We start from the raw sequence: 18,821 nt of genomic DNA on the forward strand, positions 1-18,821 counted from the left end.
CGAACGGCCGACCACGCGGGTAACCACGCGAAGCGTGACGGCGGCGCGACAGACGCCGCGCTATCGTGCCCGTACAATGGTTCGATCAACAACGGAACAAGGACAACTTCGATGCGCACTACCGGGTCTTCCGGGTCAATGGCCCTGCTCACCGAATACGACGACGCAACGGCGCGCGAACTCCGTTCGCTGCGCCTCGAATCGACAGAAGACGGCAAAGGCATTCTTTTGATCGAAGTCGACGAGCGCAAGCCAGGCATACACCGCGAAGTGCGCTACGAAATTACGCCAGCCGAACTGATTGCCGCGATTCGCGCACACGGCGCCGAATTGCCTGGCGAACAGCACAATCATCGTCAATGAAATACGTCACGCGGCATTGCACGTCGACTGCAAATGCCGCGTGACGCGTCGGTATCACCCGCTTGCTGAGCGGGCTTCCGCGGACGTCAATCGGGCATTATTTCCGCTTCAGCACGCCGCGCGACATTCTCATCTTTTTCGTTTTGTTCGAGTCGCGCTGCTAATGCGTCTTTCAAGTCATTCAGTGTGCTTGAGATAGCGCTTCCCATACCCAACTAAAGGACATCTTTTCAGGGCGTTTGCACGTCTTGAAAATGCGTCCATAATTCTTGCATTCTCCTTTGCATTCCCTACCTGCGCCGCGTCCGAAAGGGCTGCGGATTTAAGCCGATGCTACATGATCTCGTCGAGCAATATGGGCCGGCGCTCGTGTTCGTGAACGTGCTCGCCGCCTCGATCGGGCTGCCGGTCCCGGCAATGCCGTCGCTCGTGCTGTTCGGGGCGATGGCGGCCATGCATCCCGGTTCCGTGGGCACGCAGTTGGCGCCCGTGCTTATCCTGTCGATTTTCGCCACGTTGATCGGCGACAGCGCGTGGTATTTCGCCGGCCGTATGTACGGCGGCAATACGCTGAAAACGATTTGCCGGCTCTCGCTCTCGCGTGACACGTGCGTGAAGAAGACAGAACGCTTTTTCGGCCGCTGGGGCGTGCGCGTGCTGGCCGTGGCCAAGTTCGTGCCGGGACTGTCGATCGTGTCGATCCCGATGGCGGGCGCCATGGGCACGCGCTACCGCACGTTCCTCACTTACGACAGCATCGGCGCCGCATTGTGGTCCGGCACCGGCCTGATCATCGGCGCGCTGTTCGCGAGGCAGATCGACATGCTGTTCGCGTTCGCCGGGCGCCTTGGCCGCACGGCCGCGCTGGTCGCCGTCGGCCTGCTGCTGGCGTATGCCGCGTATCGTTGGATCCGCCGGCGCCAGCTGATTTCGAAGCTCGCGTCGGCGCGCATCGAAGTCGACGAACTGGCCTCGCTCGTGAAGGCCGGCAACACGCCGGTGCTGTTCGACATCCGTTCGCATGAGAAGCGCAAGCTCGATCCGTTCGTGATTCCGGGCTCGCAATTCGCCGATGAGCGGCAACTCGACGAGATCGTCGCGACCTATCCGCACGATCAAAAGGTGGTGATTTACTGTTCCTGCCCGAATGAGATTTCCGCGGCATGGATGGCCAAGCAATTGAACGAAGCCGGCTTCTCCGACGTGCTGCCGTTGCGCGGTGGCATGGAAGCCTGGCGCGACTCGGGCAAGCCGGTGGATTCGCTGCCCAACATGCCACCGCCCGAGGTGGCGGTCGACGACATCGCGCCGAAGGCCGTATAGCGCAAGCAGCGCACCTGGATTCGCGCCTTCGGGCGCCGCGCCGCTTCGCTCCTCGTTCGATCCATCAATGAACACAGAAGGAGCGGTTTAATGCTTTCGATTCAAGAACCTGAAGTGCAGCAACCGGAAATGCCACAACCAGACGTCGTCGCCGACGCACCGTTTTCGTCGCTCTCGACGCGCATGCATCAGATGTTCCCCGCGCTCACCTGCGCGGAAATCGGCCGTTTGCGCAAGTTCGGCGAGATTGGCCACTGGAAAGCCGGTGAACTGTTGTTCGAGACCGGCCTCACCGGTCCCGGCATGTTCGTGGTGCTCGAAGGGCGCGTGAAGGTGTATCAACGCGACGGCATCGGGCGCGAAGTGCTGATCAACGAACATGGCGCCGGGCATTTCCTTGCCGAAGTCGGTCAATTGTCGGGACGGCCGGCGCTCGTCAACGGCATGGCGCTGGGTTCGGTGGAAGCGTTGTTGATTCCGCCGGATCGGCTGCGCGCGCTGATCGTCGCCGAAGCGGAACTCGGCGAGCGCATCATGCGCGCACTGATCCTGCGGCGCGTGTCGCTGATCGAAAAGGGCGCGGGCGGGCCGATTCTGATCGGCAACAGCAGCGACGCGCGGCTCGTCATGTTGCAAGGCTTCCTGTCGCGCAACGGCCATCCGCATTCCGTGATAGACGAACGCGACGAAGACGCGCTGCGTCTGATCGAGCAATTCGCCGCGCAAAAAGAAGACATGCCGCTGGTGATCTGCCCGGACGGCTCGGTGCTGCGTCATCCGAGCATGCCGGAACTCGCCACGTGCCTCGGCTTGCTGCCCGATCTCGACGATGCGCACGTGTACGACGTCGCGATCGTCGGCGCTGGACCGGCTGGGCTCGCCACTGCGGTGTACGCGGCCTCCGAAGGCCTGTCGGTAATCGTGCTCGACAGCCGTGCGCCGGGCGGCCAGGCCGGCGCCAGTTCGCGGATCGAGAACTATCTGGGCTTCCCGACCGGCATCTCCGGTCAGGCGCTGGCGGGCCGGGCGTTCGTGCAGGCGCAGAAATTCGGCGCGCACGTGGCGATTCCGGTCAATGTGAAGGCGCTGCATTGCGCGGAACGGCCGCATCGGCTGGAACTGAAGTGTGGCGGGCATATCACGGCGCGCGCCATTGTGATTGCAAGCGGCGCGGTTTATCGGCGCCCGGCGCTCGAAGGACTCGACCGCTTCGAGGGACGCGGCGTCTACTACTGGGCGTCGCCGGTCGAAGCCAAGCTGTGCAAGCGCCAGGAAGTCGTGCTGGTGGGCGGCGGCAACTCGGCCGGTCAGGCGATCGTCTATCTGGCGACGCATGCGGCCAAGGTTCATGTGCTGATCCGGCGCAGCGGTTTCGAAGCCACCATGTCGCGCTATCTGATCGACCGGATCCGCTCGCTGCCGAATGTGTTCGTGCATCCGAATTCGGAAATCGGCCGGCTGGATGCCGACGAAAGCGGTTTGTCGTCCGTCGCCCTGAAAAAGCCGTTGCCGGACGGCACCGATCATTTTGACACGCGCCATCTGTTCCTTTTCACCGGTGCGGACCCGAATACCGACTGGCTGCGCACCTGCGGCGTGGAACTCGACGAGAAAGGCTTCGTGTTGACCGGCACCAGCGCCGACGGCGCATCGGTCTGCGATCTCGCGACGACGGTCGAGGGCGTGTACGCGATCGGCGATGCACGCGCCGGCTCGACCAAACGGGTGGCGGCGGCCGTCGGCGAAGGCGCGGCCGTGGTCGCGCAGATCCATCAACTGCTGGCGGTGTCGGCGGGAGAAGCGGTCCCGCTGAGCGCCTGAATGCTCCACAAACCGCCCGCCGGCCTTGCAACCGCCGGCGGGTAACCTGCTGTTACACACACGTTCAACTGGTTGCACCTGCTCGCCTTTCTGTCTCGTAAGATTGTCGTCAGCCATTCGACAGTGAATGGCCGGCTCTTTCGACGCAATCTTGCATGGGAGACACGCATGTTCCAACGCGCGATCATTTTCGCCGCCTTCGGCGTTGCCGCCGCCTGCGCATCGACTGCCGCCTCGGCGCGGGTGGATGTCGGCGTGTTCGTCAACACGCCGGGACCGGTGTACGCAGCGCCGCCGGTCTATGCGCCGCCGCCGGTCGTGTACGCGCCCCAACCGGTCTACGGTTACGGCTACCGGGACGACTACTATCGCGGCCGCCACTGGCACCACGATCACGGCCGTCATCGCGGCTGGGATCGGCATCACGGCCGCGAGTGGTAAAGGCACGTTTGGGCGCTTCACGCTACAGTAGCGGCTGCTGATCCAAGCCGGGCCTCGTGCCCGCCCTTCGCAGTCACTCACTGATCGACGCCCGCGTGGAGACTCTTCCTCTTTCCGCCGCCCGTACCCTGCATCTGGCCGCGCAAGGATTGCTGACGCCGCCGCGCCGCAAGGCCGTCAAGGCCGACGTGCTCGACACGATCCGCCGCATGGCGCAATTGCAGATCGACACGATTCACGTGGTCGCGCGCAGTCCCTATCTCGTGTTGTTCAGCCGGCTCGGCGCTTATCCGCAGCAATGGCTCGACGAGCATCTCGCCGAAGGCAAGCTATTCGAATACTGGTCGCATGAAGCCTGTTTCGTGCCGATCGACGACTATGGCCTGCTGCGCCATCGCATGCTCGATCCGAGCGGCATGGGCTGGAAATACGCGGCCGAGTGGCACAAGAAGCATCGCAAGGACATTGAGAAGCTGCTCGCGCACATTCGCGCGACGGGTCCGGTGCGTTCCGCGGATTTTGCCCGCGAGGCGGGCAAGGGCAACGGCTGGTGGGACTGGAAGCCGGAGAAACGCCATCTGGAGGTGCTGTTCGCGATCGGGCAATTGATGGTGGCCGAGCGGCGCAATTTTCACCGCGTCTACGATCTGACCGAGCGCGTTCTGCCGGATTGGGACGACGCGCGCCATCTGCCGCCCGCGCACTCGGTAACCGAATCCGTGCTACGCCGCACCTGCCGTGCGCTCGGTATCGCGCGCGCAGATTGGGTGGCCGATTACTACCGGCTGCCGCGTCGTCCGTATCGCGACGAACTGCATGCGCTCGCCGATCAGGGCGAACTGATCCCGGTGCGCGTGGAAGGCTGGAAGCAGGATACGTACATGCATCAAGACTTCGCCGCCATACTCGACGATGCCGCGAGCGGCAAGCTCACGTCGACGGTCACCACCGTGTTGTCGCCGTTCGATCCGGTGGTGTGGGACCGAAAGCGTGCCGCGGCGCTGTTCGACTTCGACTACGCGATCGAATGCTATACGCCGGCGGCGAAGCGCAAATATGGTTACTTCGTGTTGCCGCTGCTGAGCCGCGGCCGTCTGGTCGGCCGTGTGGATGCGAAAGCGCACCGGACCCAAGGTGTGTTCGAACTGAAGTCGCTGCACATTGAACCGGGCGTGCGTCTGAGCGCCCGTCTCGCCGGCGATCTGCGGCGCGCGTTGCAACGCTGCGCGGATTGGCACGGCACGCCGCAACTGCAGATCACCTCCGCGCCGCCTGAATGGCGCGACGCGCTAAGCGCCGACGACGCCCCCTTGAGAGACAGCGTGGCCGCCTGAAATCCGGCTCAGCGCTGCACACTCAATGCAGCGCCGCCCATGCGAGCGACAAGGAAAATACACCGAGCACGATCGAAGCGCCGCGCTGCATCTTCACCGGATTGAGCCAGGTGAGCCTGCCGCTGCCGAGCGCCGCGCCGAACGCAATCCACGCGAGCGCGATCGGCACGAGCAGGCACGCGAATATCAGCATCGAGAAGGCGTAGGCGGGCAGGTGCGCGAAAGCGATAGCCGGAAAAATCGTACCAGCGAACAGCAAGCCCTTCGGATTGAGCAGCGTGGCCACGAACAACGTGCGCATGCCACTCGCGCGTTGTGCCGAGTCGGGCAAGGCGACTGCCGCGCGCCACATGTCGACGGCGAGATACGCGATGTACAAGCCGGCCGCCACGCGCAACAGCGAGGGCAACCAGGGCAGCACATGCGCCGCCCGGACGAGGAAATGCCCCCACACCGAGATCGAGACGAGATAGCCGCCCAGTTCGGCGGCAATCAGCGGCAGCGAACGCCGCACACCATGGCGCAAACCGGCCGCCGCAAGCAGCGTATTGGTTGGGCCGGGTGTAATCAGCACGACGATAATGCCGACGGCCAGCAGCGCGATAGCAGACGCAGAGAGCATAAAAAGGCGCAATGTTAGAGACAGTGCGCCTTTTTATCATAGACAGCGGCGGCGCCGAAATGCAGCGGCCAATTGCGATGACGAATCGCAACCGCGTGACGCCGTCACACCACAGAGGAGCAACGGCCGCTCGACATCGGTATGCATACCGATGTGAATCGCGCCGCGCACGGGCAACGCGCCATCGCCTTCAGTGATCCAACCTCGCGCGTAGCTCGCGAGCCGCTTCCAGCAGTCCCTCATAACCCGAACGTGCATGCTCCGGCAGATCGGGATCGCCGACGAACGTGCCGAGCGTTTCGATCAGGCTATACAGAATGCCCTTCGCGGCGCCGGACGCAATGCTGCCCGACGATACCTGCTGATCCACGTGACTGAGCGCCGCGTCGAGGTTTTCCAGATCGGGCCGGTCGCCCGTGGGTGGCTTAGGCGTTACGTCTTGCGTCATGATGAAACGTCACTCCTGTTAATGCAGCGGTGAACAAGCCATCCTTTCATATTGTTATATACCGATCGTGCGTTGCCGTCCATTCGTGAACGGGGCGAACGCGATCTGCGTTAAGGCATCCATCGATACATCAGAATTTTCGCGCGGGCATCGTCTTCGAGCAGGACGACGTACTCGCCATTGTCGCGTTGCACCGCGCTGATACCAAGATACACGTCGACCCACCCACTCGTGTTGCCGACGCTCGCACCCGGCGTCATATAGCCGACGGCCTGGCCGGTGCGCGCGTCGTACACATCCACCTTCTGCGTGTACAACTCAGCCACGAAGATGTAGTTGCCTGCCACCGCGACGCCCACGGTCGTCGTTTGCGGATTGCTCTGTGTGTTCCAGGGCAGCGAAATGGTGTACTGCTGCGTCGGCGTGCCGGAACTCCAGTTGTCATAGCGCGCGAGCACCGGCCCCGCCTCTTTCCAATGCGGCGCATCCCACGGAATCGCGCTGGTGAAACCGGAGATGTACATGGTGTCGGTCGCCGCGATATACACGATCCGCGCAATCCGCGTGAACGGTTGCGGCATCGCGAACATCGTCGAGCTGGCGTACGTGTAGATCGGATTACCCACGGAGTCGAGACCCTGCAACGGCATTTCGCGGATGCCGCTCAACGGTGTGGCAAGCCACACATTGCCCGGCGTGTCGACCCACCAGAAACCGTTGCCGACGGTGCTGCCGGTCGAGGGATTGCTGCTGATCTCGCTGGTGTCGACGCTGCCGTTGCCATTGCTGTCGCGCCACAGCCATTCGCCATACGTAGGCTGCGCCGCGGGCCACGTGCCTGGCAGCGGATTTTGCGCGAGCAGGCCGGAGGGAATCGCCACTTCACCGTGCGCGGCGTCGAAGCGATAGACGTTCAGGTAGTGCGCGCCCGGATCGAGCGTGTAGAGAAACGGCTGGCCGTTGATTCTGCGCACCATCGGCTCGCCCCGCACGCCGCGCGGCTCATGAAACGCGGGATCGTCCGGATAGTCGAAACGATCGAGCGTGAAACCCGCGTACGACCATTCGTGGCCGACGGGTTGGCTGTAATCCAGCGTGAAGCGCTTCGAGCCTGTGTAGACGGAATTCGGTGTGGCGGGATCGAAGGCGGCGCTATCGACGAACGTCAGGCCGTACAGGCGCCAATTGAGGGCGTGTGAACTATACACGTAGCTTTCGAGCACCGCGCCCTGTCCAACCGATGCCGATCCGACCGGCCGCGGTCCTTCGCCATTCTGCGCGACATACAGATTGCCCGCGGGATCGACGCCGATGCCCGTCATGCCGTTGAAGCGCCAGTTACCCGGCACGCCCTTGACCGCGTGAAAGATGCCGTTGCGCGTGCCGATCGCCGGGGCGGCCTGCGGTCGACCGTTGGCGTCCTTGTTGAAGACGAGGATCTGTTGCGACGGTCCATTGTCCGCGACGAGGATTTGCCCTGCCGGCGTAACCGCGATGTCAGCCGGCACCGCACCCGCGGGCAGTGGCAATGTGCCGGCGAGCGCGGTGCCATTTGCGGCGTAGTGCTGAATGGTTAGGGTTCCAGAAGAGACGCCGCTCATCACCCACAGCGTCGAGTCGGTATCCACCGCAATGCGTCCCGGCGACGTCACGTTCCACGAGCGCAAGCGCTGCATCGAATTCGCGTCGAACACGACGATCCGGTTGGCGTAGGTATCGGCCACGTAGAGTTCGCTGTCGGTGGCGGCCATGCCGCGAATGCCAGCGTCGTTGCCGGTCGCAACCGTCTCGAGCGGCAGAAAACTGTTCTTCGTCGCATTGGCGCTATTGCCGATGCCGCCGCTGAACGCCGCGCCGGTCGCCAGATTGGCGAGCGAGCGGCGCGTGACGCCGTACCAGGTCAGGTTGGCGGCCGGATAATCCGCGCCGACCAGGGCGTTGTTCTCGTTGCCGATCGACATTGCCGCATACAGGTACGTGTGATTCACCGCGACGGCGTCCCCACCGGCCGCGCCCCAGCCATGCGTGGAACCGGCGACAGCGATCTTGTCGCCCGCGCGGTAGGCGGCGATTTCACTGCCGCTTTCATCCCATGGCGCATTGGTGTAAACGGTGCCGTCAGCGCCGACGCTGATGGCCTGGATATCCTGCTGCATCCATTTGCCGTCGCCGAAACCAAAACTATTGCCGATCCAGGAGGTAGTGTAATTGAGTTGCGATTGCGCGGACGCATTCAGCGGAATAAGACAATGGAAGGCAACAACTGTCACGCTCAGGCGAGAGAACAATGTCACGACGGTATTTCCTTGCGAGGTGCGAAGCACGCGCGACCGCTATGTCCGGCGCGCATTCGCAGGCATGCGGATCGATGGGCAATCGCGCATACGTAAACGTTGGCGTTTTATCCTCGCATAGAAAAAGCGGAAATATATTGATAAAAAATCCGCTTTAAATGTCGAATGGTTCCAACAATTCGAAGCGCATAAGCGCGCGCACGAATACAGTGCTATTTGCTATTCACGCGATGCGATAAGCGCAGCGACGTGCGCCGGCCAGTACATGCCCCTCGTGCTCAACCGAATCGCCTTCGCGCGCTTGTTGCCGAGCGGCTCAAATTCGATTCGCACGCGCATCGGCGGCATTTATGCGGGCATGAGCCTGCTCGCCATTGGCGTGACCAGATTCTCGCCGCGCGTGCGCGCTTTGGCCGACTGGCTCGTCGAGGTAGTCGAAAGCGCAGCCGGAATGGTGAAATCGGCTGCGGCGCCCCGATCCGATTCGCCGCCGTGGCCGGTGCTCGATTCGACTCACGGCGCCGTATTGGCGCAGCTTGACTAGCCTGCCGATTTCACGCGTGTTGAACTGCTGCAGCCTGCACTGCCGCTGCTTCCGCCGCGGCGACGGCTGGCGACACGATCGCCGGCTGACCCGTCTGCCGGCGCGAGCGGCCCGAGCTCAGATAGTCCGCGATCGAATCCTGCGTGACTTCGCCGACGTAACGGCCGTCGCTATCCAGCACCGGCATCCATGACGAATTGAACTGGTACATCTTCGACAGCACGATGCGCAGATGCTCGTCCGCACTGACCGTCGCCTTGAACGCGGTCAGATGGTCGCCGCACACGCCCTGAGCCGCGCGCGCCGCGCGGCGCGTCACATAGCCGAGCGCCTGCTGCTTGTCGTCGACGATGGTCAGATAGCGGTTGTCGCTGTCGTCCATCATCTGGAACGCACGCGCGACCGGCATATCGGCGTGCGCGGTTTCCGGCTGGGTGGCGGCATCGCCGGCCTTCACCAGCAAGAGGCGCTTCAACGTGCTGTCCTGACCGACAAACGCGCCGACGAACTCGTCGCGCGGATGCGCCAGCAACGTATCCGGATGATCGTATTGCACCAGTTGACCACGGCGGAACACGGCGACGCGGTCACCGAGCTTGATCGCCTCGTCGATGTCGTGGCTCACCATGATCACCGTCTTGTTCAACTGACGCTGCATCTGGAAGAACTCGTTCTGAATCGACTCTCGGTTGATCGGGTCGACCGCGCCGAACGGCTCGTCCATCAGCAGCACCGGCGGATCGGCGGCCAACGCGCGAATCACGCCAATACGCTGCTGCTGACCACCCGACAGTTCACGCGGATAGCGCTTCAGATACTGCTTCGGATCGAGCGCGACCATCGACATCAATTCAGTGGCCCGTTCGCGGCAACGCTTCTTGTCCCAGCCGAGCAGGCGCGGCACGACCGTGATGTTCTCCTCGATCGTCATGTTCGGAAACAGGCCGATCTGCTGGATTACGTAGCCGATGTGACGGCGCAATTCGACTTCGTTCAGACCCGAGGTGTCCTCGCCGTTGATCAGCACGCGGCCCGAAGTCGGCGCGATCAGACGGTTGATCATCTTCAGCGTGGTGGTCTTGCCGCAGCCCGACGGGCCCAGAAACACGCAGATTTCGCCTTCGCCGACGGTCAGGCTCACCGAGTCGACCGCCTTCACCTGCTGGCCGTCCTTCTGCGTAAACGTCTTGGTCAGTTTGTCGAGTTCGATCATGTCTTTTGTACTCCCTTCGGGGTGAGCAAGCGTTGCAGCGCTTGCAGCAGCAGGTCGGCGACGATCGCGAGCACGCTCACGAGCACGGCGCCCACCAACAGTTTCATCATGTTGCTCTGGCCGATTGCGCGGATGATCAGCGTGCCCAGACCGCCCGCGCCGATCACCGCGGCGATCGTCATCACGCCGATGTTCATCACCACCGCCGTGCGCACGCCGCCGAGAATCACCGGCACGGAGAGCGGCAAATCGACGAGGCGCAGGCGTTGCCACACCGTCATGCCGATACCGATGCCCGCTTCCTTGATGCCGGCGTCGACGTTGCGCAGCGCGAGGTAGGTGTTGCGCATGATCGGCAGCAGCGAATAGAGGAACACGGCGGTGATCGCCGGCACCGCGCCGATGCCTTGGCCGAAGCGCGAGAACACCGGAATCATCAAGCCGAACAGCGCGATGGACGGCAAGGTCAGCACCACCGTCGCCACGCTCAGCAGCGGCGCCGCGAGCCACTCGTGCCGATTGATCAGGATACCCAAGGGTACGCCGACGGCAATCGCGCAGCCCACTGCGATTCCCACCAGCCACACGTGTTGTGCGGTGAGTTGCAGCAGTTCAGGCCAGTTGGCCAATAGATAGTCGAATACATTCATCAATAGGATCTCCGCTCAAGGCAGCTTGTGCGTGCGCAGGAATTCCGCCGCGACTTCGCGCACCGGCTTGCCGTCAATGTCGACCTGCTTGTTCATCTCCAGCATCGTGTCGTTGTTCAGCGCGTCGGACAATGCGTTCAGTTGCGGCGCGAGTTGCGGATTCTGGTCGAGCGTCGTCTTGCGCACCACGGGCGTGGCGTTGTACGCGGGGAAGTAGTGGCGATCGTCTTCGAGCGGCACGATGTTGAAGCCCTTCACGCGGCCGTCGGTCGTGTAGATCAGTCCGATTGGCACCTGGTTGTTATGCAACGCCGTGTAGACGAGGCCTGGATCCATCTGACGCGTTTCCGCGCGGCTGAACTGCATGCCGTAGGCGGCTTCGAGCGGCTTCAGCCCGTCCGGACGATTGGCGAATTCGGCATCCATGGCGAACACGTGCTTCTTTTTCGGCTCCGTCGCCATCTTCGCGGCGAGTTGCGAAATCGTGCGGATGCCGGTTTGCTGCGCCAACTGCTGCGGAAGACCGAGCGCGTACGTGTTGTTCAGCGGCGAACAATTGAGCCAAACCAAACCACGTTTCGCGTCGAGCGTTTTCACGCGCTCGTACATCGTCTTCGGATCGAGCTTTTCGGTGATCTTGTTGTAGACGATTGCGGCGGTGCCGGTGTATTCCCACGTGATATCGACCTGGCCGTTCTCCTGCGCGCTGCGCAACAGCGTGCTGCCGAGACCGGTGCGGGCGTCGATCGTGTAGCCCTTCGCGCGCAGATATTGCGACGTGATTTCGGCAAGAACGTATTGCTCGGTGAAATTTTTTCCGCCGAGCACGAGCGTCGCCGCGCCGGCCTGAAGGCTCGTAAGGAGCAATGCGCCGGCGGCAATCCAGCGGCTGCGTTTGAACAGATTCGTCATGCCGTCACCCCGCGTCGCGCGAGCAGGTAGCGGCTGCCGGCCGAGACGATGCCGTCCAGCACCAGCGCGAGAATCGCGGTGGCTGCCGCGCCGAGCAAAAGCTGCTGCTGGTTGTTCAGATAGATGCCGGGAAAGATCAGCGTGCCGAGACTGTCCGCGCCGATAAGATAAGCGAGCGGCGCGCTGCCCACGTTGATCGCGAGCGCCGTGCGCACGCCACCGATGATGATCGGCATGGCGTTAGGCAACTCCACGCGCAACAACGACTGCCAGCCCGTCATGCCGAGACCGCGCGCCGCCTCTCGCAGCGCGGGCGAGACGTTCTTCATGCCTTCATAGGCATTGCGGGTGATCGGCAGCAACGACGCGAGAAACAGTGCGACGAGCGCCGGAATATCGCCGATGCCGAAGATGCCGAGTGCGATCGCCAGCACGGCCAGCGAGGGAATCGTGTTGCCGATGTTGAAGATCTGCATGAAACGTTCGGCGTGACGCGCGAACGATGGACGGCTCAGCAATACGCCAGCGGGAATGCCGACCAGCAGCGCGAGCGCCATGGAATAGCCGACGAGCACCAGGTGTCGCTTGGTGTAGTAGACGAGATCAGGCGCGTATTGATGCAATGCGCTGGGATCGATCGCGCGGCACAGCAACGCGACGACAACACCGATAGCGACAAGACTGCCGATCAGTCTGGCAGGACGTTGAATCATGAAGATGCGCCTCCTTGTTCGAGCGACGCGCAGAAATGGCCGCGCCGCACAGGCGTCGTGACGACGCTGCGAATGGGAAGTTCGGGACGCGGCAGATACCGCGAGGTGAACCGAGTGGTGCCGGGGGTTCGTTTTTCCCGGCGCGAAGGCGATGTGGTTTCGCCTTCGGTGGCGGACCAGTCAGCAAAACTGGTGCCAGATCCATCGATGAAGTTGCACAGCAGCGCTGAGCTGCTTGTCCGACAGGGGTTTGGCGCCCCTCAGGGATACCGGTTTTTCACCGGCAACAGGGTGCGACACAAGTGCTTCCAATTTGCATCGAACCCCTTCTAACTTTGCTTATTCAGCTGCGATTTCGCGGTTAGGGTGCGTGGATTATACGGGCGTTCGACGGGTTCGTCTACCCATGTGGTTAATGTGGAGGTGGTGGAGAGGGCGCTGGGCTTTGATTTCTGCTTGATTTCGCCACTCCCGAAGAAGCTCACCTGTGGTTTCCCCGACCGCTTTTGATCTCCCGAAAACGCTCACCTCAAACGCTTGTTGGTGCGCCGGGGTCCCATCCGAATCATCGCGTTTGAGGAAGCGGCGCATCGGCAACCGGCGTCATTTCCCGCCAAACACCGCCGCCCGCCGCTCCGAAAACGCCGCCAACCCTTCGCTAAAGTCAGCACTCTCGCACGCCCGCCGACGCAGCTCCGCAATCTGCTCCATCGCCTGCACTGGCATCGGCTGCAGGTCCTCGAGTATTCGCAATTGCTCCTTCACGGCCTGAATCGCAAGCGGCGCCTTGCCGGCAATGCCGCGCGCCATGTCGAGCGCCGTTGCCTCCAGCCTGTCGCTGTCGACCAGCCGGTTGACCACACCGAACCGCTCGGCACGCGCCGCATCGAGCGGCTGTGCGGTGAAGAACATCTCCTTCAACACGTGAATCGGCACGTTGTTGAAGAAGCGCAGCAAACCGCTCGTCGTATAGGGCAAGCCGATATTCGCAGGCGTCATCGCGAAACGCGCGCTTTCGTCGGCGACGACCAGGTCGCAACTCATCACCAGATCCACCGCGCCGCCCCACGCCGAACCCGACACCATTGCGATCACCACGCCCGGATACGCGCGCACCCGGCGCAACGCCTGTTCGAGCGGCTTGCCGTAGGCGATCGGATCGCGGTCGCGCGCCAGTTCGCCGAGATCGTGGCCCGCGCTCCAGACGTCCTGTCCGACTCCGCTGCCCAATATCACGACCGGTATGCGCCGCGCAGCGAGCTCGATGAGGCGCGCGTCGAGCGCCTCTAACAGCTCAGCGCTGAGCGCATTTCTTCGCGTAGGATGACTGAACGTCAACCGGGCGATCCGTTCATCGATGATATCGACTGTCACCGTAAATGACGGTGTGTGCATCGTGCTCATTGCGTAACTCCCGCAGCGCGTTCCAAGGCATTCTCCAGCGAATGATAGCCGCCCTGTTGATGCACGGCCTTGGCCGCAAGCAACGCGTCGATCTGCGCGGCATCGAAACCCGCCTCGCGCAAGACGTCGACGGTATGTTCGCCAAGGCCCGGCGGCGCATGACGGCTCGTCTGCCGCGCGGATCCGTCCGCAGCAGCGGAACTCGACACCGGCGTCACAACCTGACGCAGCGCGCCGAGCGTCGGATGCTCGAGCGTCTCGACGAGTCGACTGTGCTGGACCTGCGGGTCGTCGAACACTTCGTCGAGCGTATTGATCGGACCGGCCGGCAGCCCGGCGCCGATAAACATCTCGGTCCACTCCCGCTTGCCTCGTGTCTTCAAACGCGCTTCCAGCACCGCCTTCAATTCATCTCGATGCGCGACGCGTGCTTCATTGGTCGCGAAGCGCGGGTCGTCAGGCAAGGCGGCCAGACCGAGCAACTGGCACAAGCGCAGCCACATGTCGGACGTGATCGGCGCGAGGTTGAGCGGGCCGTCCGCGGTCTCGAACACGCCGTACGGCGCGATCACCGAATGCGCGTTGCCGGTGCGGCGCGGCACGTCGCCAAGGCTCAGATAACGCTGACCATGCACGCTCAGCAAGCCCACCAGACTCGCGAGCAACGACGTGCTCACATGCTGGCCGCGCCCGGTTCGTTCACGTTCCAGCAGCGCGGACAGAATCGCCATGGCAAGCCACATGCCCGAACTCAGATCGCCGATAGCGGTGCCGGTGCGCGTGGGGTCGCCATCGGCGAAACCGGTCAGGCTCATCAGGCCGGAATAGCCCTGCGCGATCTGATCGAAACCCGGCCAGCCGCTCATTGGACCATCCGAGCCGAACGCGTTGATGCTGCCCATCACGAGACGCGGATTGCGCGCGCTCAGCACGTCGTAACCGAGCCCCATGCTGTCGACGGTGCCCGGCTTGAAGTTCTCGATCACCACATCCGCATCGTCGATCAGACGGTGAATCGCGGCCAGTCCTTCAGGATGGCGAAAGTCGATGCACACGCCACGCTTGTTGCGGTTGCAGGACAGATAATAGGTACTCACGCCACGGTCGAACGGCCCCCAGGTTCGGCTCATGTCGCCGCCCGGGCCCGGTTCGACCTTGACGACATCCGCACCGAGATCGGCGAGCACCATCGAACAGAATGGCCCCGACAGCGCACGGCTCAGCTCGACGACCTTGATTCCTTGTAACGCTTGCATCCGGTTCTCCAGCGAATTGATAACGACAGGCGACAGATGAGTAGTGGTGCGCTATTCCGGCAACGTCTGATGACGCGTCTCGACAGCGAACGGCAGAATCAGCAGGCCGATCACGAAGGCCGCCGCGGTCCACGCGACCGGCAATCCGAGCGACCCTTGCCAGTGAATCGCGGCGGCCAGCAGAAAGTTCACGCCGGCGCCGAGCAGGCGGCCCACCGACGCATTGAAGGCGAAGGCGGTGGCGCGAATCCGCGTCGGGTATTGCTCGGGTAGCCACAGCGAGAAAATCGCGAAGTTGCCGCCGAAAAACCCGAGGAACAGCAGCGACCCCATGAAGAGGTTGAGTCCGTTCGGCAGATAGAAGACCCAGCCGAACGCGAACACGATCGACACCGCCATGCCGGCGAAGTACGCGGCGAGCGCGAGCCGCCGCCCGAGCCGTTCCGCCAGCCAGGGAGCGGCGAGGCAACCGAGAATCGTCCCCACGGAGAGCACCGCCGCCCCGATCGATGCGAGATGCACGGCGCCGACGCGGTCAATGCCGGCGCGCGTCGCCAGTGTCACGACCGCGCTGGCTTCGTAGACCGAACCCGCCCACAGGCCGATGATCGCGACACCCACGAGGCTCGCGCTGGTCAACGTGCGGCGCCGGTAGGCCGGCGCGAAGATCTCCAGCAGCGGCCGGCGAGCCCGCGCGGGCGGCGCACTCGCTTGCCCGGCACCGTGCGTGGCCTTGCGCCACTGCCCCGGCTCCTTCACCTTGAGCACCGTGAAAATCGCGAGCAATGCCGGCGCGAGGCCGCACAGAAACATGGCGCGCCAGCCGTATGTCGCGCCGACGGTGTAGTTCAGCAAGGCGGCGAGAAAGAATCCCACGTAGTAACCCGTCTGCAGATAGCCTGCGCCCATCTTGCGGCGATCCTCCGGCCAGCTCTCGGCCACATAGGTGCCGGCCAGCGCCCATTCGCCGCCCACGCCGATGCCGGCGATCAACCGGAACGCGGCCAGCTCCCAGACGTTGTGCGCGAACGCCGCGGCGCCCGTGAATACCGAATAGATGAGGATGCTCGCGGCCAGCGTCTTCACCCGCCCGAAGCGGTCGGCGAGCGGCCCCCAGATGAACGACAGTCCCCAGCCGATCAGAAACAGCGCAAACAGGATCGAACCGTACATGCCGAGGTTGCCGGGCGTGGCGGCAATGCCCGAGGCGGGCAGCAGTTCGGCGAGCGCCGGCATCAGCACCAGCGCGTAGATCACCGAATCCACGCCGTCCATCACCCACCCCGAGTAAACCGCCCAGAAGCCGCCGATCTGCTCGCGGGTCAGGGGTGTGCGCCGGGGCTCGAGCGCCGGCGTCGATGCAGCAATCACTTTGGACATGCCCGTCTCCTGGCCGACCTGCGCCGGCCGTTTTGAAGCGGCGCCGCACCGTTCAGTCCGGGGCACGCTTCGGTTTTTTGTGGCTTGAGTATAAGAACGTGCTCGATAATCGAAAAATATGATATTTCTCTAGCTCAATCGGATTTCCTTATGGGATGAAGGAGCGAGCGACGCGCATGGATCTGCGGCAACTACGGTATTTCGTGAAGGTGGTGGAGTGCGGCAACGTCACGCGGGCGGGCGAGGCGCTGCATATCGCGCAGCCCGCGATCAGCCAGCAGATGCGCAATCTGGAAACCGATCTGGGCATGCAACTGCTCGAGCGCAGCGTGCATGGCGTCGCGCCCACGGCCGCGGGGCAGACGCTCTACCGGCACGCCGTGGACTTGCTGAGGCAAGCCGACGGCACGCGTGAATTGCTGCGCCAGGACGCGGAGTTGCCACAGGGGAAAGTGTCGGTCGCCATGCCGTCGAGTACGGCGCGCATGGTCGCCATTCCACTCGCGCGCACGATTCGCGATCGTTATCCGGGCATTGCGCTGGAATTGATCGAAGCGCCGAGCGCGGACCTCGGCAATCTGATCGGTGGTGGACGGGTAGAGCTGGCCGTCGTGGTCGACGCAGTCGAAACACGCGGCGTCACTTCGCAGAAGCTGCTGACCGAAGCGCTCTATCTGATTGCGTGGCCGGAATTTCCGATGCCGCACGAGCCCGTGCCGATCGCCGAGCTGGCGCGCATGCCGCTGATCCTGCCGAGCGCGCCGAACACGATTCGCAGCCGGGTCGAATGGGCGCTGCGCGAGGCCGGGCAGCCGTGCGAGATTCTGTTCGAAGCCAGTTCGACCGCGCTATTGTTCGCCGCGGTGATGGCGAAGCTCGGCGTGACGATCTTGCCGTGGACGGCAGCTCACGTGGAACTCGATGAACGCAAGCTCAAGCTCGCCAAAGTCGACCACCGACTGTTTTCGCGCGACCTGTCGCTGTGCTGGCACGACACGGCGTTGCTGAGCAACGCCGTGCAGAAAGTGAAGACGACGATCCTCGAACTGTTCGACCGCCTCGGAAAGCGGCCAGAGTGGACGGCAGCGGATTAGGGCGCCGCCTCGCGCGGGAGAATGCTCGTCAGGAAGTCCGCGCCCGCCGCACGAAGATGCGTCGCGTGAGATCGAACGCCACCAGATTGCCGGCCACCACTAGCAACAGTCCGACCACGGCCAGCGCTGACCACTGATAGTCTTCGAATACCGTCGACACCGCCAGCGCCACGATCGGAAACAACACCGTGCAATAAGCAGCCCGCTCGGGTCCGATGCGCCCGACCAGCATCAGGTACGCCGTAAAGCCGATCACCGAGCCGAAGATCGCGAGATAGGCGAGCGCGCCGAGATAACGCGCGGACGGCTCGACGGCGAACGAGAAGCCCGCCAATGCGCTTCCCACCGTCAAGACGCCGGCGCCGATCAGCATCGCCCAGCTATTCGTGGCGAACGGGTGCAGGCCCATCGACTGCATCCGGCTCGACAACAGGTTGCCGGCCGAAAAGCATAGGGTTCCGAGAAACGCGATCCCGAGCCCGAACCACGCGGCGTGGTCGTTGAGATGTCCCGTCATCTGCTGAACGAACAAACATACGATACCGACGAGCCCCAACGCCGCCCCGGCAATCGCCGTGGGTTGCAACGGCCGGCCCATGAACAGGCGGCCGTTGATCGAATTCAGCAGCGGCGCGGTGGAAAACACCACCGCCACGAGTCCACTCGGCACCACCTGTTCGGCGTAGTAGAAACACAGAAAGTTCAGGCAGAAGAGCGCCAACCCTTGTGCGACCAGGAGTCGCCACGCGGCGCGCGGCGGCAAGATCGGCCGGCGCATGATACGCAGCAGCGCGAACAGCACGAGCGCCGCGATCCAGAAACGCCAGGCAATGGATACCGGTGGCGGCACCGCCCCCAATTGCCATTTGATTGCGATCCACGTGGTGCCCCAAATCAACACGGTGGCGGCATATAGGAACAAATTCATGGTCAAGCCTGCAGCAGCAAATACGGAAGCCCACTATGCCGCAGCCCTGCTGGCCGCACTTGTCCAGGATTGCGCACTTTT

General features: G+C 63.2%; 18 protein-coding genes. 7 read left to right on the forward strand and 11 right to left on the reverse strand.

Translation table 11 applies throughout. The features are described 5' to 3' along the window. Window positions 1–111: 111 nt before the first annotated feature. The 5 genes from RI103_RS32565 (at window position 112) to RI103_RS32585 (ending at window position 5,282) form a co-directional block, all read left to right on the forward strand. Entirely contained in the window at window positions 112–363 is a 252-nt protein-coding gene (locus RI103_RS32565; RefSeq protein ID WP_007178686.1) for a hypothetical protein, read from the forward strand. 330 nt (window positions 364–693) lie between these two features. Then, entirely contained in the window at window positions 694–1,686 is a 993-nt protein-coding gene (locus RI103_RS32570; protein ID WP_310816861.1) for a DedA family protein/thiosulfate sulfurtransferase GlpE, read from the forward strand. Between the two features lie 90 nt (window positions 1,687–1,776). Beyond that, entirely contained in the window at window positions 1,777–3,507 is a 1,731-nt protein-coding gene (locus tag RI103_RS32575; RefSeq protein ID WP_310816863.1) for an FAD-dependent oxidoreductase, read from the forward strand. Between the two features lie 168 nt (window positions 3,508–3,675). After that, the gene (locus RI103_RS32580) at window positions 3,676–3,948 is read left to right on the forward strand and encodes a hypothetical protein (RefSeq protein ID WP_310816864.1); all 273 of its coding nucleotides are present in this window, start codon (window positions 3,676–3,678) and stop codon (window positions 3,946–3,948) included. A 95-nt stretch (window positions 3,949–4,043) separates the two neighbouring features. Further along, complete coding sequence (locus RI103_RS32585) at window positions 4,044–5,282, forward strand: winged helix-turn-helix domain-containing protein (RefSeq protein WP_310816865.1); 1,239 nt, start codon at window positions 4,044–4,046, stop codon at window positions 5,280–5,282. A gap of 22 nt (window positions 5,283–5,304) precedes the next feature. Here RI103_RS32585 and RI103_RS32590 read toward each other — a convergent pair whose 3' ends face one another. The 3 genes from RI103_RS32590 to RI103_RS32600 form a co-directional block, all read right to left on the reverse strand. Then, window positions 5,305–5,904, reverse strand: a complete 600-nt coding sequence (locus tag RI103_RS32590; protein ID WP_310816866.1) for a LysE family transporter — start codon at window positions 5,902–5,904, stop codon at window positions 5,305–5,307. Between the two features lie 190 nt (window positions 5,905–6,094). Then, the gene (locus RI103_RS32595) at window positions 6,095–6,352 is read right to left on the reverse strand and encodes a hypothetical protein (protein ID WP_132383474.1); all 258 of its coding nucleotides are present in this window, start codon (window positions 6,350–6,352) and stop codon (window positions 6,095–6,097) included. Window positions 6,353–6,462: 110 nt separating this feature from the next. Continuing rightward, on the reverse strand, window positions 6,463–8,646 hold the full coding sequence (locus tag RI103_RS32600) for a hypothetical protein (protein WP_310816867.1): 2,184 nt from the start codon (window positions 8,644–8,646) through the stop codon (window positions 6,463–6,465). A gap of 265 nt (window positions 8,647–8,911) precedes the next feature. Here RI103_RS32600 and RI103_RS32605 point away from each other — a divergent pair, with 265 nt between their 5' ends. Next, window positions 8,912–9,190, forward strand: a complete 279-nt coding sequence (locus RI103_RS32605) for a hypothetical protein (protein ID WP_310816868.1) — start codon at window positions 8,912–8,914, stop codon at window positions 9,188–9,190. Window positions 9,191–9,200: 10 nt separating this feature from the next. On the opposite strand, the gene RI103_RS32610 is transcribed toward RI103_RS32605, so the two are convergent. The 7 genes from RI103_RS32610 to RI103_RS32640 form a co-directional block, all read right to left on the reverse strand. Next, a complete protein-coding gene (locus tag RI103_RS32610; protein ID WP_310816870.1) occupies window positions 9,201–10,403 on the reverse strand; it encodes an ABC transporter ATP-binding protein in 1,203 nt (400 codons plus the stop codon). Then, window positions 10,400–11,053, reverse strand: a complete 654-nt coding sequence (locus tag RI103_RS32615; protein WP_310816872.1) for an ABC transporter permease — start codon at window positions 11,051–11,053, stop codon at window positions 10,400–10,402. The genes RI103_RS32610 and RI103_RS32615 overlap by 4 nt, the downstream gene beginning before the upstream one ends. 15 nt (window positions 11,054–11,068) lie before the next feature. Beyond that, a complete protein-coding gene (locus tag RI103_RS32620) occupies window positions 11,069–11,965 on the reverse strand; it encodes a glycine betaine ABC transporter substrate-binding protein (protein WP_310816873.1) in 897 nt (298 codons plus the stop codon). Continuing rightward, a complete protein-coding gene (locus tag RI103_RS32625; protein WP_310816875.1) occupies window positions 11,962–12,678 on the reverse strand; it encodes an ABC transporter permease in 717 nt (238 codons plus the stop codon). The genes RI103_RS32620 and RI103_RS32625 overlap by 4 nt, the downstream gene beginning before the upstream one ends. Window positions 12,679–13,281: 603 nt before the next feature. Beyond that, on the reverse strand, window positions 13,282–14,082 hold the full coding sequence (gene scpB, locus RI103_RS32630; protein ID WP_310816876.1) for a methylmalonyl-CoA decarboxylase: 801 nt from the start codon (window positions 14,080–14,082) through the stop codon (window positions 13,282–13,284). Further along, complete coding sequence (locus tag RI103_RS32635) at window positions 14,079–15,338, reverse strand: CaiB/BaiF CoA-transferase family protein (protein WP_310816877.1); 1,260 nt, start codon at window positions 15,336–15,338, stop codon at window positions 14,079–14,081. The genes scpB and RI103_RS32635 overlap by 4 nt, the downstream gene beginning before the upstream one ends. Window positions 15,339–15,389: 51 nt before the next feature. Beyond that, window positions 15,390–16,718, reverse strand: coding sequence for an MFS transporter (locus RI103_RS32640; protein ID WP_310816879.1), 1,329 nt, complete (start codon window positions 16,716–16,718; stop codon window positions 15,390–15,392). Window positions 16,719–16,894: 176 nt separating this feature from the next. On the opposite strand from RI103_RS32640, the gene RI103_RS32645 reads away from it, so the two are divergent. Beyond that, window positions 16,895–17,812: a LysR substrate-binding domain-containing protein gene (locus RI103_RS32645; protein ID WP_310816880.1), complete on the forward strand. Its 918-nt coding sequence runs from the start codon at window positions 16,895–16,897 to the stop codon at window positions 17,810–17,812. A 28-nt stretch (window positions 17,813–17,840) separates the two neighbouring features. Here the strand turns inward: RI103_RS32645 and RI103_RS32650 are convergent, their stop codons facing one another. Further along, window positions 17,841–18,740 carry an EamA family transporter gene (locus tag RI103_RS32650; RefSeq protein ID WP_310816882.1) on the reverse strand — a complete coding sequence of 300 codons (900 nt, stop codon included), beginning with the start codon at window positions 18,738–18,740 and terminating at the stop codon, window positions 17,841–17,843. Between the last annotated feature and the right edge of the window lie 81 nt (window positions 18,741–18,821).

Origin of the sequence: Paraburkholderia sp. FT54 (genome assembly GCF_031585635.1) — a bacterium.
In the GTDB taxonomy this organism is placed as follows: Bacteria; Pseudomonadota; Gammaproteobacteria; order Burkholderiales; family Burkholderiaceae; genus Paraburkholderia.